This is a genomic window from Nonomuraea sp. KM88 (assembly GCF_052245635.1).
Lineage (GTDB): Bacteria > Actinomycetota > Actinomycetes > Streptosporangiales > Streptosporangiaceae > Nonomuraea.
On the sequence record NZ_JBQQCC010000001.1, the window covers coordinates 1,196,077 to 1,212,406 of the forward strand.

Consider the following 16,330-nt stretch of genomic DNA (forward strand, 5'->3'; position numbering starts at 1 on the left):
GTCCGGCGGGCTGGTGCCGAAGGACTGAGCCGAGCGCAACCCCTCATGGAACGAGAAGCGAGATGTCTGATCTATCGCGAAGACAAGTGCTGAGATTCGGCGCGGCCGGCGCCGGAGCCGCGATGTTGCCGCTGTCCTGGACGGCCGCCGCCCGAGCCGCCTCGGCGCCCCCCGCGGAGGTGCGCGCCGCGAACGACCTGGCGCTATGGTACGACGAGGAGGCAGGCACGGACTGGCTGCGCGCGCTGCCGATCGGCAACGGCCGCCTGGGCGCCATGGTGTTCGGCAACGCCGGCACCGAGCGCCTGCAGCTCAACGAGGACACCGTCTGGGCCGGCGGGCCCTACGACCAGAGCAACCCCCGGGGGGCGGCGGCGCTGGGGCAGATCCGGCAACTGGTCTTCCAGAATCAGTGGAACCAGGCCCAGACCCTGATCGACGAGAACATGCTCGGCAGGCCCGCGGGCCAGCTGGCCTACCAGACCGTCGGCGACCTGCGGCTCGCCTTCGGCGGCACCGCCGGCGTCTCGGAGTACACCCGGCACCTGGACCTCACCACGGCCATCACGTCCGTGTCCTACCTGCAGAACGGCGTGCGCCACCGGCGCGAGGCGCTGGCGAGCGCGCCGGACCAGGTGATCGCCGTCCGCCTGACCGCCGACCGGCCGGGCTCGATCACGTTCTCCGCGACGTTCGGCAGCCCTCAGCGGACGACCCGCTCCAGCCCCGACGCGGCGACGGTCGCGCTCGACGGCGTCTCGGGCGACTTCGAGGGAGTGACCGGCTCCGTCCGCTTCCTGGCACTGGCCAGGGCCGTCGCCGAGGGCGGCACCGTCACCAGCTCCGGCGGCACGCTCCAGGTGTCCGACGCCGACAGCGTGACCCTGCTGATCTCCATCGGCTCCAGTTACGTGAGCTACGACGACGTCGGCGGCGACCACCGGGGCATCGCCCGGCGCCATCTCGACGCCGCGGCCGGCAGCGCGTACGACGACCTGCGCGACCGGCACGTCGCCGACTACCAGCGGCTGTTCGGGCGCACGACGCTCGACCTCGGCCGCACCGCGGCCGCCGACCAGCCGACCGACGTGCGCATCGCGCAGCACGCGAACACCGACGACCCGCAGTTCTCCGCGCTGCTGTTCCAGTACGGCCGCTACCTGCTGATCTCCTCCTCACGGCCCGGCACCCAGCCGGCCAACCTGCAGGGCATCTGGAACGACTCGCTGACGCCGGCGTGGGACTCGAAATACACCATCAACGCCAACCTGCCCATGAACTACTGGCCGGCCGACACCACGAACCTGGCGGAATGCTACGAGCCGGTGTTCGAGATGATCAACGACCTCGCCGCCAGCGGCGCCCGCACGGCCCGGGTGCAGTACGACGCCGGCGGCTGGGTCACCCACCACAACACCGACGCCTGGCGGGGGACATCGGTCGTGGACGGCGCGTTCTGGGGCATGTGGCAGACCGGCGGCGCGTGGCTGGCGACCCTCGTCTGGGACCACTACACCTTCACCGGCGACCTCGACTTCCTCCGGCGGCACTACCCGGCCATGAAGGGCGCCGCGCAGTTCTTCCTCGACACCCTCGTGGAGGAGCCGAGCCTGCGCTACCTGGTCACGAACCCGTCGAACTCCCCGGAGCTGGCCCACCACTCGGGCGTCAGCGTCTGCGCCGGCCCCACGATGGACAACCAGATCCTGCGTGACCTGTTCGACGGCTGCGCCCGGGCCTCCCAGGCTCTGGGCACCGATGCCGACTTCCGGACACGGGTCCTGACCGCCCGGGACCGGCTCCCGCCGATGAAGATCGGCTCGCGCGGCAACGTCCAGGAGTGGCTCCACGACTGGATCGAGCCCGAGACCAGCCACCGGCACGTCTCCCACCTCTACGGCCTGCACCCCAGCAACCAGATCACCAGACGCGGCACCCCGGCCCTGCACACCGCCGCCCGGCGCACCCTCGAACTGCGCGGCGACGACGGCACCGGCTGGTCGCTCGCCTGGAAGATCAACTACTGGGCGCGGCTGGAGGAGGGCAGCCGGGCGCACGCGCTGCTCCGCCTCCTGGTGCGGACGGACCGGCTCGCGCCGAACCTGTTCGACCTGCATCCCCCGTTCCAGATCGACGGCAACTTCGGCGCCACGTCCGGCATCGCCGAGATGCTGCTGCAGAGCCACGCCGGCGAGCTGCACGTGCTGCCCGCCCTGCCGGCGGCCTGGCCGACCGGCACGGTGCGAGGCCTGCGGGGACGCGGCGGCTACACGGTGGACGTGACCTGGAGTTCCGGCGCGGCCACCGAGACCCTCGTCACGTTCGACCGCGACGCGACGATCAACGTCCGCAGCCGCTCGTACGCCGGGACCGTCCAGGTGACCGACACCACGACCGGCGGCGCCGTCACCGTCACCAGACCCGAGCCCGACGTCGTCGCCCTGACCGGCCAGGCCGGCCGCGCCTACCGCGTGACGGCGTCCGCCCCGCCCGCCGCCTACGTCCGCCTGGCCAACGTCTCCACCGGCCTCGTCCTGGACAGCGGAGGCAACGTCGCCTCCGGCTCGGTGCTCAAACAGTGGAATTATGACGGCAGCCCCAACCTGCAGTGGCAGCTCCTGGACCTGGGCGGCGGCTGGTACCGCATCGTCAACCGCACCAACGGCATGGTCATCGACAGCTGGGGCGACACCGCCAACGGCGCGAGCGCGCGGCAGGCGGCCTGGAACGGCGGCAACAACCAGCAGTGGCGGCTCAACGCGGTGAGCAGCGGGCGCTATCAGATCATCAACCGGGGCACGGGGACCGCTCTGGACGGGATGGGCAACAGCACCGTCGGCTCCACCGTGGCGATGTGGACGCCCAACAGCAGCACCAACAACCAGTGGACCGTCACGGGCACGTGAGGGCCCGGCAAGCCAGGCGGCGAAGCCGTGGACGTGGCGGAGCGCGGGGCGTCGCGGGGGCCGGTGCCGGGCTGGGAGAGCGTCGCCTCGCCATCAGGTCCGGCGGGCGTGCGACGCGAGGCGGTCGGCGAACCAGGGGCGTGGATCGAAGCCGGTGCGGAGTTCGGCCGGGGAGCGTTCTCCAGGCCGGCTACCGGCACAACCCGAAGTTCACCGGGGTCATCGGCGCGGTCCGTCTCACCTGTCGTGGAGGATCGGGCGCAGGACCTTCTCGTACGCCTTGGCGTACGTGACCATGCCCAGGTCGCTCGGATGCGATCCGTCGACCATTTCCTCCGCCTGCGGGAGTTTGTCGGCCTTGAGGTACCAGAGGTGCTTGACGCCGGAGGCGCGCAGGTTCATGTACGCCGCGTGGAGGGCGGCCGCGTTCTGGGCGTTGCGATCCCGGCGGAACTGGACGAACTGACCGTCCCCGTACCGGCGGTCCTCGACGAGGAGGATGGGGGTGTCCGGGCGCGCCTCGCGCAGGATGCGGACGAAGGGTTCGGCGCGTTCGGAGATCTGCTGCGGGTTCATGTTGGGGGAGCTGTCGACGGCGTAGACCGACGCCTCGAGCTCGGTCATCAGCTCGGCGATCTCGGGTTCCATCCTCGCGTTGCCGGAGAATCCCAGGTTGATGGTGGGCATGTCGAAGCGGCGGCCCAGGAGCGCCGTGATGGACATGCCGGGCCGGGACGCCACCCCGCCCTGCATGATCGAGCTGCCGTAGAAGACCGCGGGCCTGGCGGTGCGCGGGGCGACCCCGGCGAACGAGGCGCCGGCCTCGACGCCGATCTGGAGCTGCTGCGGGCTGTTGTACAGCGGGAGGTAGGCGGTGTAAAGGCGCTCTCCGGGGTCGACCGCGAGGCCCATCTGCTGGTCGACGGTCTGCGCCGTCGGGTGCGTGTTGGCCAGCCAGGCGTCCTGCCCGGCTCCGGTGCGCGCGTACAGGTCCACGCCGCTGTGGCCGATGGCCGGCATGTGGTACATCGCGGTGGTGGCCAGGTTGAGCCGGTAGCGGGCTCGGAAGATCGTCGAGTTGGTCACGAACCGGGTCGAGATCCCGGAGGAGTTCCTGCTCCGCACCCAGACCTCAGGGGTCACGAGGCCTTCGGCCCTGGCCGGCAGCCGGTCGTAGAAGGCTGCCGTGTCGGACCAGCCCTTGCCCTCGACGCCCCAGTGGGACACGTCGTACCAGGCGACGTCGCCCTCGACGGTGGGCGTCACCTCGACGAACTCCGTGGGCCACGCCGCGGGCGGTTGCGGGGCGGCGTGGGCCGGCGTGGGTAACAGGCCGGGTATCGCGAGGGCGGCTCCGCCGGCGCCGGCGAGTCCGAGGAGGTGACGGCGATTGACCATGTGGTTTCCCATCGGTGCTCCCTTGTCGATCGATGTTTCTCAGGGCTCGGGCCGGACGGGGAAGGCGCTGGTCGAGGCAGGGTGGTCATGCGTCGGCCCTGATGCGACGATGATCGGACCCGGCCTGACGGTCGCGGCCAGCCGTGGGACGGAGGAGTGGCGGTGCGTCGGCGCTCCGCCATGGTTCACCGGGAGGTCATGATTCCTCGGTGACTTTATGAGCTGGTATACAAGTCGTCAATACCACTTCATGGCCGTGGCGTAAAATGCGGGATAAGCGAGGGTGCCGCCGTGAAGGGCTGGAGGGGGTGGACGTGAGCGACGCAGACGCTCGTCGCGGGCGCAAGCACAACATGGTCCGGGAGCGGATCATGAGCCTGCTCGAGGACCTCAACGTGGGCGATCCGATCCCGCCGGAGCGGGTGCTGGAAGAGGACTGCGGGGTCTCCAGGCTCACGGTGCGGCGAGCCGTCGACGACCTGGTCAGGGACGGTCATCTCATCCGCAGGCAGGGCAGCGGGACCTACGTCGCGCGGCCCACGATCACGCAGTCGCCGGCGGCGTCGTCGTTCTCGATGAGCCTGCGTCAGCGGGGGATCACGCCGTCGACCCGCGTCGTCGGGGTGGAGCGCTCGGACGCGGGCGTCCGGCTGAGCTGGCGGCTCCAGATCGCGCCCTCCGACGCGATCGTGACCGTACGGCGGCTGCGGCTGGCCGACGGCGATCCGATCGCGATCGCCACCACTACGCTGCCGGACGCCCTGGTCCCCGGCCTGCCCGCCGGAGAGCTGGAGGAGAAGTCCCTCTACCGGCTGCTCGCCGATCGGTACGGGCTGAAGGTGGCCTCGGGGACCCAGACCATCGAACCGACGGTGCTCAGCCCGGAGGAGTCCGCGATGCTCGACGCGCCGCCCTACTCTCCCGCGTTCCTGTTCCGGACCGCGACCCGCACGTCGGACGGCGTTCCCGTCGAGTTCACCCGGACGTTGTTCAGAGGCGACCGGTACATGATCACATCGGAGCTGGACCTGACGGCCACGCCGGAAGAGGACCTCGGGCACCCCCGCGGGGTGACGCACACCGCGACGTCCCTGGGCTGACGGCGGCCCTCCGGCGACTGCAATTGGTGTACAAGAGGTATTGACACCTAGGGCCTTAGATATCACCATTTCGTGCAGCGTGACCTTGCGCCCCTCTCTTCGCGGGCCTATCGATCCGAAGGCGGTCACTCATGCGCACACCCCTGTTACGCGTCGCCGCAGGCGCGTTCTCTCTCGCACTCCTCATGTTCGGGTCGGCGGCCTGCGGATCCGGCGGCGACGATGACGCCGCGTCCGCGTCCGGCGGCCCGGTGACGTGGTACACGCCGATGCCCGAGGAACCCGCTCGACGGCTGGCCGAGGCGTACGAGGCCGAGTCGGGGATCGAGGTCGAGGTGCTGCGGCAGAGCGCCGGCGAGCTCCTGGCGAGGCTGAAGGCCGAGGCCGGCCGCCCGGCGGCCGACGTGATCGGCCTGGCCAGCGGGGACGCCGGCCCGCTCGCCAAGGAGAAGCTGATCCGGCCCCACAAGTCCACCGTCGAGGGCGTCGACAAGCGGTTCGTCGACCCGGCCGGCTACTGGCACGCCAACGAGCTCATCCTGATGACCGTCGGCGTCAACGCCGAGCGGTGGAAGGAGGAGACCGGCGGGGCCCCGCTCCCGAAGACGTGGGACGAGCTGCTCCGCCCGGACCTGAAGGGCCAGCTCGTCATGCCGAACCCGACGCTGTCCGGGACCGGGTACACGTTCGTGGCGACGCAGTTCTTCCGGCACGGCGACGACGCGGCCGCGTGGAAGTTCCTCGACTCGTTCCACGAGCTGGTCGGCCAGTACACCGACAGCGGGGGAGCGCCGTCCCAGCTGGTCGCCACGGGTGAGTACGCGGCCGGCGTGTCCTTCGCCCACGACCTGCTCAACGTGCGCGGGGCCGGGTTCCCCATCGAACTCGTCTACCCCAAGCCCACCGGCGTCGTCATCTCCGGCAACGCGCTCGTCCAGGGGTCGCCGAATCCCCAGGGAGCCGAGAAGTTCATCCAGTGGCTCCAGGGCAGGAAGGCGTCCCAGATGATCGTCGACCTGGTCCACTCGTACCCCGTGCGGAACGACGTCGACCTCCCCGACGGCGCGCAAGGGCTCGCCGAGCTCGACCTCGTGGACTACGACCCCGTGCGCGCCGGCGAGATGCGCGACGCGGTGTCGAAGGAGTTCGCCAAGCGGTACGGGGTCTGACGCCGTGCCCTCGACGACCCGACGCGCCGTCCAGGAACAGCGGACCGAGCAGGAGCCGGCACCCGGGACCCGGCCGGACTGGCAGCGGCGCAGCCGCAGGCGGCTCCTGGCCGACCGGATCACGGTCGGCACCCTCGCGGTCTACGTCGGCGGCCTGCTCATCCTCCTCGTCCTGGTGCCGACGGTGGCCATGCTGTTCGAGCCCGACGGCGAGGCATGGAGCGGGCTCGCCGAGCCGCGCGTGGCCCAGGCCGCGAAGAACACCGTCGTCATCGGCGTGGCCTCGACGCTGAGCGCCACCGTGGTCGGCTTCCTGTTCGCCTACGCCCTCAGCCGGCCCGACATCAGGGGCCGGGCCGTGCTGCGGGTGATGGCCCTCCTCCCGCTGATCTCGCCGCCGTTCGTCGTCGGTCTCGCGGTGCTGCTGCTGTTCGGGCGGCGGGGGCTGGTCACGCACGAGCTGCTGGGGCTGGACGTCAGCCTCCTGGGACTCGGCGGTCTCTGGCTCGTCCAGACGCTCGCCTTCTTCCCCATGGCCACGCTGACCCTGCTGCCGACGCTGAAGAACATCGGCTCCACCCTGGAGTGGGCCAGCCGGGACCTCGGCTGGACGTGGTTCCAGACCTTCCGCCGGGTCACGCTGCCGCTGGCGTTCCCCACGATCCTGAACGCGCTGCTCCTCGTCGGCATGTTCGTCATCACCGACTTCGGCAACCCCGTCCTCATCGGCGCCGGGTACCAGGTTCTCTCGGTCGAGGCCTACGTGCAGGCCGTGGGCAGGCAGGACTTCGGGATGGCGGCGGTGCTGTGCGTGCTGCTGTTCGTGCCGACGCTTGTCCTCTTCCTGATCCAGCGCCGCGTCCTCGCGCGGCGCTCCGCGGTGACCGTGTCGGGGAAGACCGGGAGCCTGCCTCCCGCGCCGCTCCCCGCGACGGTGCGGCGCGGGCTCCTCGCCGTCCTCGGCATGGTCAGCGTCCTGATGATCCTCATCTACGGGAGCATCCTGGTCGGCTCGTTCACCCGGGCGTGGGGCGCGGACTGGAGCCTCACGCTGGACCACTGGCAGACGGCTCTCCTGCGCGGGGACGACATCCGCAACTCCGCGCTGTTCTCCGCCACGGCGGCGATCATCACGACGATCAGCACCCTGGTCGCCGCCTACGTCGTGCACCGCACGAAGGTCGTCGGCCGTGGCGTGATGGACGGGCTCGCGGTGCTGCCGTCGGCGATCCCCGGGACGATGATCGGCATCTCGTGGCTGCTCACGTTCAACGAGGCGCCGCTCGCTCTGACCGGCACCGCGCTGATCCTGGTGCTGGTCATGGTGGTCCGCGCCATCCCGGTCGGCTACCGGACCGCCGTGACCACGATCAACCAGATCAGCCCGTCGATCGACGAGGCCGCCACCGATCTCGGCGCCTCGCGGGCCCGGGTCATCGTCCAGATCATGTTCCCCCTGCTGGGCGGCGCGTTCACCACGTCGCTCGTGTTCGGGTTCCTCCACGCGATCAACACGCTGAGTGCCGTGATCTTCCTGACGTCGCCGGGAATCGGCCTGGGCGCCCCCACCATCGTCAACCTCGCCGAGTTCGGCCAGTGGGGCGCCGCGACCGGCGTCGCGGCCGGCCTGATGGTGGTCAGCTTCGCCGGGCTCGCCGTCGCCAAGCTCGCCCTCGGCTCCCGGCTGCGGCTCTACGACCTGTGACACCTGCTGATGGAGATTCCATGATCGAACTGAAGTCGTTGTGCAAGTCGTTCGACGGGGTGCCGGCCGTCCGTGACCTCGACCTCGTCGTCGGCCGCGGCGAGTTCCTCTGCCTCCTCGGCTCCAGCGGGTGCGGCAAGAGCACCACGCTGCGGATGATCGCCGGCTTCGTCCGGCCCGACAGCGGGACCGTGCTCATCGACGGCGTCGACGTGTCCGGCTTCGGCCCGGACGCCCGGCCGACGTCCATGGTGTTCCAGGACTACGCGATCTTTCCGCACCTCACCGTCGCGGAGAACATCGAGTTCGGGTTGAAGGCCCAGAAGCTCGCCAGGGACGAGCGGGCCCGCCGCACCGAGGAGGCGCTCGAACTCGTCGGCCTCACGGGCCTCGGCGGCCGGCGGCCGAACGAGCTCTCCGGCGGGCAGCAACAGCGCGTCGCCGTCGCCCGGTCGCTGGCGATCCGGCCGTCGGTGCTCCTCATGGACGAGCCGCTGTCCAACCTCGACGCGAAGACCCGCATCCAGTTACGCACCCAGCTGCGCGAGATCCAGCGCGACACCGGGACGACGATCGTCTACGTCACCCACGACCAGGAGGAGGCGCTGGCCCTCGGAGACCGGATCGCCGTCATGAGGGACGGCTCGCTCGAACAGCTCGGCAGCGCCCACGAGATCTACCTGGCCCCGTCCAGCGGGTACGTCGCCGACTTCGTCGGCATCACGAACTGGCTGGTGGGGGAGTTCGCCGGCGAGTCGGCCGGGTCATGGGAGGTCGACGTCGCCGGCGCGGCGCTCCCGGCGACGCCCGCGGGCGCGTCGGCCTCCGTCGCTCCCGGCTCGCTCGTCGACGTGTCGGTACGCCCTGAGGACGTGTCCCTCACCGAGGAGGACGCCACCGACGGGCGGGCGCTGCGCGGCGTCGTCCGCGACGTGCAGTTCCTCGGCCCGGTCGTCCGCACGTACGTCGACGTCGACGGCTCGGTCGTGATCGTGCATTCGGCTCAGAGCGACTGGTCTCCCGGAGCGGCCGTCCGGCTGGCCGTCGGGAACGGCGCGGCGCGGGCTTTCGCCAGGACCGAGGGGGCGTGGCGCCCACCGGCTGCCGCCGCCCGGCCCGGGAGCGCCGTCGCGACCGCGGCGAGCTGACGGCATGCGCACCGCACACGGAGAGGCGGACCTGCGCGAGCTGCTCGTCGAGCGGAGCCTGTCCGGCGACATCCGGACCACCCGCCGGCAGTCGCTGGCGTACGCGCTCAAGATGCTCGGAGGAGATCCGGACAACACCTTCGGGCTGCAGGACTGGCGTACGGCGACCGTCGACGAGGTCGTGACCGCCGTCGACGCCGGCATCGGCGACCGCATCACGCACGGCGATCCCGACCTGGGGTACATCGCGCCGGAGAACACGCTGGCCGGCATCCGGGCCCATGCCGACGCCCTGGCTCCCTTCCTGCGTGACGGCGGCGCCGCGGTGCTGCTGGCGACCGGGCACCCGACCGGGCTGCTGGAGCACTACGCCGAGCTGGCGCGCGCCCTGCGGAACGCGGGCAACCGGATCGTACGCGTCCTCGACGACCACCGTCTCGGCCTCGCCGTCGGCGCCCACTCCGCCGGTGAGTCGGGGATCCGGTTCTTCGGCGGGGTCGGGTGCGCTTTCCACGACGAGGCGATCCTGCACACCCACCGGCCCGAGTACATGGAGGCCATGATCGCCGCGGCGGCCGATGACGGCGTACGGATCGATCTCGTCATCGCCGACCACGGCATGGCCGGCGCGGCGATCGCCGCCGGCCTGAACACGCTGTCGATAGCCGACGCCAACGACATCGCCCTGTTCCTGGCCCGGGCCCGGGGACGGCACGAACCCGTGCTCCCCATCGAGGACAACTTCACGCCCGCCGAGTTCGCCCCGGTGACCGAGTTCATGCTCCGGCGCGCAGCCGGCATCGCTGGATAAGGAGATGAGTATGTCTCGTCGCGGTTCGATGCGATGGAAAGTTCCCTCCGCCCTGTTATCGGCGGCTCTCGCCCTTGTCCTGACGGGCCCGGCGTACGCGCGGACGGAGGCGCCCGCCGTCGCGGCCACGCTCGACGCGCCGCGGACCACCGGCCGCACCGAGACCTACCGCGAGTCCCGGCCGGTCGCTCCGGGGGTCGAGCTGAGCACGGTCGAACTGCACGGTCCCGACGGCGCCACCGGGGAGCCGGGCTGGCTGCAGACGTACCAGATGTCCGTGGACCTGACGTCCGGCGTACAGATCGGCCGGCTCTTTCCCGGCCGGGTCGCGGCGAGACGTCCGCTCCTCGACATGGCGCGGGAAGCGGGCGCCGTCGCCGCGGTGAACGCGGACTACTTCGACATCTCCGCATCCGGCGCGCCGTGGGGTGTGGCCATCCAGGACGGCGAGCTCCTGCAGTCGCCCCTGCCCAACACGAAGGCGACGCAGACCGACCGGACCGCGGTGATGTTCTCCGAGGACCAGGTGGGCGCCATCGGCGAGATCGTCTTCGAGGGGACCGTCGAGCTGCCCGGTGGCCGGACCGTCCCCCTGGACGCGCTGAACAAGGCGGAACTGCTCGACGGCCAGATCGGCATGTTCACCCCGGTGTGGGGCACGTACTGCCGCTGCCATCCGGTCAAGGGCGTCGAGCGGACCATCGAGGTCGTGGTGCGCGGCGGCGTCGTGGCCGAGGTGGTGGACGTCCCCCGCGAGGGCGCGATCGCCGAGGGCGCGTTCGTGCTGGTGGGGCGGGAGGCCGGGGCGGACGCGCTGTCCTCGTTGCGGGTCGGCGACCCGGTCTCCGTCGACTACGACGTACGCGCTCCGGGCGACATGAAGGTCAAGGCGGCCATGAGCGGCCGTCAGCTCCTCGTCGCTGACGGCGAGCCGCTCGAGCTCCCGGCGGAGAACAACACGCCGGAGCCGCGCACCGCCGTCGGCTTCTCCGCGGACGGGACCAGGATGTGGCTGGTCGCGGTGGACGGCCGCCAGCCCCAGTTCTCCCGCGGCATCGGGCTGAACGAGCTGGCGCGGATGATGGTCGACCTGGGCGCGCACAGCGCGCTGAACCTCGACGGCGGGGGCTCGACGACGCTCGTCGCGCGCGACCCCGGCCAGGAGGACGCCGAACTCGTCAACCGGCCGTCCGACGCCGCGGGCACCCGCCCGGTGCCCACCGGGCTGGCCATGTTCCTTCCCGAGGGCAGCGGCAGGGCCACGGGCTTCTGGGTGAGCACGGCGACGGAACGAGACCGGTTCCCGGGTCCGGATCCGGCCGCGTCATGGCGTACCGAGCGGGTCTTCCCCGGGCTGACCCGCCGGCTGAGGGCGGACGCGTTCGACGAGACGTACGGTCCCGCCGATCTGCCCGGCAAGGCCAGGCCACAGTGGCGGGTCGCGGACAACCGGATCGGCCGGGTGGACCGCGATGGTGTCTTCCGCGCGCTGTCGCCGGGCAGCACGACCGTGACGGCCAAGCGGGGCAGGGCCACCGGGGACATCGAGATGACCGTGCTGGGTGAGCTGGCCCGCCTGGACACCGGCTCCGGCCGGCTCAACCTCCTCGAAAAGGGCGCCACGGGGACCTTCGAGGTCAACGGCTCGGACTCCGCCGGGTACGCGGCCCCCATCGACCCCGCCGACGTCACCCTTGCCTACGACGACGCCGCGCTGAAGGTGACCGCGGACGGCACCGGAGCGTTCACCGTCACCGCCCGTGCCGACGACGGCGAGCACGTCGTCTCGGTGTCCGCCGGCGGCGTGACGACCGAGCTCATCGTGGGCATCGGGACGTCCCAGGACGTGGTGGACACCTTCGAGGACACGTCGAACTGGCGCTTCTGGAGCCTGCGCGCGACCGGAACCGTCTCGTCCACCCCGGACGGCCACGTCGGCGACGGGCTGAAGCTGGACTACGACTTCACCCAGAGCACCGAGACGCGCGGCGTCGGCATCTGGCCGGCCGCCAACCTCCTTCCGGTGGCCGGCGAGCCGACGGCGTTCAAGATCTGGGTGAACGCGGAAGGACACGTCCACCGGACGCGCCTCGAGGTCGTCGACCGCGACGGCACCCTGCACACGATCGAGCCCGCGTTCATCACCGAACCGGGCTGGCAGCAGATCACCTATGAGGTGCCGGACACCGTGACCTATCCGGTGAGCCTGCGCCGGATCTTCTTCAACGAACTCGATCCGGACGCCGGCTACGTCGGCACCCTGGTCCTGGACGAACTGACCGCCGTGGTCGCGAGCTGACCCCGCGCCCCACCCGGACCCGGGCGTCGTCGATCCCGCACGGGACGCCCGGGCGCGGTGCGATGAACCGGGTGGGTCAGCGGCCGCCGGATGAGGCCCGCTCGGCGAGCATGACCGGCGTCCTGCGGAAACCGCCGGGCGACATCCCGTACTCGCGGCGGAACGCGGCCGAGAAGGCGAACTCCGTGGAGTATCCGACCTGCCGCGCGATCGCTGCGAGGGGCGCGTCGGACTCGCGCAGGAGGATCGCGGCGCGCAGCGCGGCGGCGATCCCGGGGTCGTCGGCCCGTGGCCAGCCGGGCGCGTCGTGCTCCTCGTGCCACTGGCGCAGCACCTCCACCAGAACGAGATCGAGCAGCGCTGGCGGGACGTCGCCGTCGGCAGCCGCCACCCGCAGCTGAACCCCTACCTCGGGATCGAGCGGTACGGGACGGCGCTGGCGGACGCCGCCGAGGGATGACCGCAGGGGCTCGTGGAGGTCGCGCCCGGCAACCGTTCGACCTCGTGCTGCGTGCCAGTGAATTGCTCCTGCCGGGATCGGTTCTCGCACGCCCTTTTCCCGGCGATGTGTTAACGCTAACTTGGGCTTGGTAGACGGATTTCTCTCCGGGCGGGCGTCAACGATCACGCGGTGAGCGTGCGCGAACCGGCAGTGCCGCCGGTCCATGGCGCATGCCCTCAAGGAGAGAACCATGACAAGCACCACGTCTCGTCGTGCCCGCTCGAGCGCGCGCGACCACGCCAGGTACCAGGACCATCTCGGCCGGAGCGGCCGACGCGACCTTCCGGCCCGTGAGCAGACCACGTGACGACGCACCAGAAGGGTTCCCTCATGGACACATTCCGGGCCAGGCGGCTGCTCGCCGGGCTGGCAGCCCTGCTGCTCCCGCCGATCGTCGCGGTGAGCTTATGGACGACGCCCGCGTCGGCCGCGACCAGCCAGTTCCGCGGCATGAACTGGGCGGTGCCGGGCGACAACTTCAGCACCGGCCCGCTCGTCGTCGACGGGCTGAGCAGCTCCGACAGCCATGCCACCGTACAGGCCAAGGCCAACGCGCTGTACGACGACATGCAGTCGACACTGGGTGTGAACACGGTCCGGCTGCCGATCAACACCCACACCGTCGGCACCACCTGGTGGAACGCCTACCGCGGCGCCATCGACGCCGCCACGGCGCGCGGGTGGAAGGTGATCCTCGCGTACTGGGAGGACGGCGCGGCCTCCGGGGGCCGCATCACCGACCTGCCGGCGTGGAACGCGATGTGGTCGGCCGTGACCTCCCAGTACGGATCGAACAGCCTCGTGTACTTCGAGCCGATGAACGAGCCGCACGGCTACAGCTCGGCCGAGTGGCGCGACATCGCCGCCGGCTGGCTGGACCACCACTACTCGGCCCCGCCGAACCGGGTGCTCGTCGGCGGTGCCGGCTACAGCCAGGACCTCCGTGACCTGTGCGACGACTCGCGTTTCGCCGGCACGCTGTTCTCGTTCCACCACTACGCGTTCTTCTACCCGGCGAACACGTACGACGGCTGGCGGTCCCACGTACGGACCCGCCTCGGCAACTGCGCCTCGCGTGCGGTCGCCACCGAGTTCGGGGCTCCGATGAACAACGGCCTGAACTACGCCGACCCGAACAGCACGGACAACTTCGTCCGCCACATCCGCGCCGTCACCCAGGTGATGCGGGACAACGCTATGGGCGGCACCTACTGGCCGGCCATCGGCGGCAAGCCGGGCGACATCGGCTACGACTGGTACTCGATGTACGCCAAGAGCGGCAGCGGCACCGACCTCAACCTCACGATCCGCAACCAGTCCGGCGCGAACCGCCTGCGCTACGGCTGGGGCGACGACGTCGACGGCGGCGGTGACGCAACGACGACCCAGATCGTCAATCAGAACTCCGGCAAGTGCATCGACGTCCTGGAGGGCTCGACCGGGAACGCCGCCGAGATCATCCAGTACACCTGCACCGGGGCCGCCAACCAGCAGTGGCAACTGCGCGATCTGGGCAACGGCTACCACAACATCGTGGCGCGGCACTCCGGCAAGTGCCTCGACGTCAACAACGCCTCCACCGCGAACAACGCGGCCGTCATCCAGTACACGTGCGGCAGCGGCACCAACCAGCAGTGGGAACTCCGCACCGTGTCCGGCACGAGCCACGTCGAGATCGTCGCCCGGCACTCGGGCAAGTGCCTCGACGTGTCCGGCCAGTCGACGGCGAACGGCGCCCGCCTCCAGCAGTACACCTGCTGGGGCGGCGCCAACCAGCGCTGGGACGCTTGAGGCCACACCGGACAGGAGCACGTGAACACGAAGGCATCGGGCCACGAGCGGCGAGCAGCCTACGTGATCCTGGACGGCGCCCTGGAGCGCCGTCCAGCCCGGGTCACCGCACGCAGCAGCCGGCCGAACACGGTGAGCAGACCGTCGTACCGGTGGAAGACCGGATCGAACGCCGGAGGGTGCTCGGCGGGCCCACCATGGACGACGTCGCGCTGAGCCCGCGCGAGCTGGGAGGTGCTGCTTCGCCGCCCAACGCTAACAGCTGGCCCAGAGCGGGCTGGTGATGAACCAGGAGATCGCCGTCTGCGAGCGCTGAGGGAAGGCCGAGACCCTGGCCCGTGCCGATCGCCTCGTCCGACCGGGCGACCGCCGCCTGGCCCGGGTCGGAGGTAACCGGCCGGGGCAGCGCCGCCTCCCGCGACAGAGGCTGGCGCGTCGCCCCACAGGTCGCCTCACCTTCTGAGATGTCGCGTTGCCGGATCAGCCGGCGGGGTCCCAGGTCACATGAGGCGAACCCGGCAGCGCAGTGGTGTCGAGGTACCTGGGCTCGAGGACGCGCTCGGTGAACTTCCAGCCATCCGGGGTGCGCTGGTAACGGTCGTGGAACAGGCCGTACATGAGGACCGACCTGCCGTCGCGCTGGCGACCGATCTCGAAGATGGATTCCCGGCCGGTCGCGGTGTCACCATCGAGTTGGATCGTGCCCGGGTGCACGTTCTGCACCCAGAACTCCCACGCACCCTGCAGCCGTTCGATACCGGCGCGGATCTCCTCCCGCCCGGTGAACTCGACGTCGGCGGGGGGTATCCGCCACACCGCGTCCCGGGTGAACAGCGACGCGAAACGGTCATAGTCGCCGATCATTGCCGCGTCGGCGTGGTCGCCCCGCAGCGCCTCGATCTCGACGCGGTCGGCGATGGCCTGCAGATCTCTCATCGGTTTCCTCTCTCCTGCGAACGTGATGGATGACGTCATCGGGCTCCTGCCGGAGGGTGCCGCGGGGTGCGTCCGCACCAGCGGCGCTTCGCTGAACGTCTAGGTCTGGTGGCGTATCTGAAAGGGCCTGAGGTGATGGATGTCGGTGATGTGGAGGGGACGGGCGGCGTGTTCTGCTGGGGTCCAGAGTTCGTCGTGGTCGCGGATACTCGCTCTGGCCTTTCGGCGGTTGTGCTCACGGGCCTGCCTCCCAGTTCGCCGCGCCATCTGCCCCGATCCGCTTGCCGACGTAGCAGGATCGATCGTCCATGGTGGCCTTCTCGCCGCAGTGGCGGTTACAGATCATCGACGAACGAGTCCGGCGCGTCGGGACGGCCGGCGAACGTGATGGGGCTCACACCGCAGTGGCGAGTTGCCGACGAGCACGGCAACCTGATCTGGATCTCCTCCGCCAAGCCAGGCCGCTCCAGCGAGATCACCACCGCTCGCCGCCACACGATTACCGCCTGGCTGCGCCGCTTCGACCTGGGCACTCTCGAACAGCTCTGAGCTTGGGGGACAGGTT

The 16,330-nt window shown here is 70.7% G+C and carries 14 protein-coding genes; 11 read left to right on the top strand and 3 right to left on the bottom strand.

Going from position 1 to position 16,330, the window contains the following annotated elements:
- The first annotated feature begins 86 nt into the window (after positions 1-86).
- Positions 87-2,906, top strand: a complete 2,820-nt coding sequence (locus tag ACTWPV_RS05500; RefSeq protein WP_443150843.1) for a glycosyl hydrolase family 95 catalytic domain-containing protein — start codon at positions 87-89, stop codon at positions 2,904-2,906.
- Between the two features lie 237 nt (positions 2,907-3,143).
- Here ACTWPV_RS05500 and ACTWPV_RS05505 read toward each other — a convergent pair whose 3' ends face one another.
- A complete protein-coding gene (locus tag ACTWPV_RS05505) occupies positions 3,144-4,316 on the bottom strand; it encodes an SGNH/GDSL hydrolase family protein (RefSeq protein ID WP_443150844.1) in 1,173 nt (390 codons plus the stop codon).
- Between the two features lie 302 nt (positions 4,317-4,618).
- On the opposite strand from ACTWPV_RS05505, the gene ACTWPV_RS05510 reads away from it, so the two are divergent.
- The 6 genes from ACTWPV_RS05510 (at position 4,619) to ACTWPV_RS05535 (ending at position 12,536) form a co-directional block, all read left to right on the top strand.
- Entirely contained in the window at positions 4,619-5,404 is a 786-nt protein-coding gene (locus ACTWPV_RS05510) for a GntR family transcriptional regulator (protein WP_347642428.1), read from the top strand.
- Between the two features lie 131 nt (positions 5,405-5,535).
- On the top strand, positions 5,536-6,573 hold the full coding sequence (locus tag ACTWPV_RS05515; protein ID WP_347642429.1) for an ABC transporter substrate-binding protein: 1,038 nt from the start codon (positions 5,536-5,538) through the stop codon (positions 6,571-6,573).
- 4 nt (positions 6,574-6,577) lie between these two features.
- Complete coding sequence (locus ACTWPV_RS05520) at positions 6,578-8,278, top strand: ABC transporter permease (protein ID WP_443150845.1); 1,701 nt, start codon at positions 6,578-6,580, stop codon at positions 8,276-8,278.
- Positions 8,279-8,298: 20 nt separating this feature from the next.
- Entirely contained in the window at positions 8,299-9,426 is a 1,128-nt protein-coding gene (locus ACTWPV_RS05525) for an ABC transporter ATP-binding protein (protein WP_443150846.1), read from the top strand.
- Between the two features lie 4 nt (positions 9,427-9,430).
- Entirely contained in the window at positions 9,431-10,237 is an 807-nt protein-coding gene (locus ACTWPV_RS05530) for a phosphatase (protein ID WP_443150847.1), read from the top strand.
- Positions 10,238-10,247: 10 nt separating this feature from the next.
- Positions 10,248-12,536 carry a phosphodiester glycosidase family protein gene (locus ACTWPV_RS05535; RefSeq protein WP_443150848.1) on the top strand — a complete coding sequence of 763 codons (2,289 nt, stop codon included), beginning with the start codon at positions 10,248-10,250 and terminating at the stop codon, positions 12,534-12,536.
- A gap of 76 nt (positions 12,537-12,612) precedes the next feature.
- Here the strand turns inward: ACTWPV_RS05535 and ACTWPV_RS05540 are convergent, their stop codons facing one another.
- A complete protein-coding gene (locus ACTWPV_RS05540; RefSeq protein WP_347642434.1) occupies positions 12,613-12,870 on the bottom strand; it encodes a helix-turn-helix domain-containing protein in 258 nt (85 codons plus the stop codon).
- Between ACTWPV_RS05540 and ACTWPV_RS05545 the strand changes: the two genes are divergently transcribed.
- From ACTWPV_RS05545 to ACTWPV_RS05555, 3 genes are all read left to right on the top strand, one after another.
- Positions 12,853-12,996 (top strand): hypothetical protein, encoded by a 144-nt coding sequence (locus ACTWPV_RS05545; protein WP_443150849.1) that lies wholly within the window; start codon positions 12,853-12,855, stop codon positions 12,994-12,996. The genes ACTWPV_RS05540 and ACTWPV_RS05545 overlap by 18 nt on opposite strands.
- Positions 12,997-13,368: 372 nt before the next feature.
- Entirely contained in the window at positions 13,369-14,829 is a 1,461-nt protein-coding gene (locus ACTWPV_RS05550) for a ricin-type beta-trefoil lectin domain protein (protein WP_347642436.1), read from the top strand.
- A gap of 152 nt (positions 14,830-14,981) precedes the next feature.
- Positions 14,982-15,113 (top strand): hypothetical protein, encoded by a 132-nt coding sequence (locus tag ACTWPV_RS05555; RefSeq protein WP_347642437.1) that lies wholly within the window; start codon positions 14,982-14,984, stop codon positions 15,111-15,113.
- A 196-nt stretch (positions 15,114-15,309) separates the two neighbouring features.
- On the opposite strand, the gene ACTWPV_RS05560 is transcribed toward ACTWPV_RS05555, so the two are convergent.
- Positions 15,310-15,765 (bottom strand): nuclear transport factor 2 family protein, encoded by a 456-nt coding sequence (locus ACTWPV_RS05560; protein WP_443150850.1) that lies wholly within the window; start codon positions 15,763-15,765, stop codon positions 15,310-15,312.
- A gap of 387 nt (positions 15,766-16,152) precedes the next feature.
- Between ACTWPV_RS05560 and ACTWPV_RS05565 the strand changes: the two genes are divergently transcribed.
- A complete protein-coding gene (locus ACTWPV_RS05565) occupies positions 16,153-16,314 on the top strand; it encodes a hypothetical protein (protein ID WP_443150851.1) in 162 nt (53 codons plus the stop codon).
- Positions 16,315-16,330 lie beyond the last annotated feature (16 nt).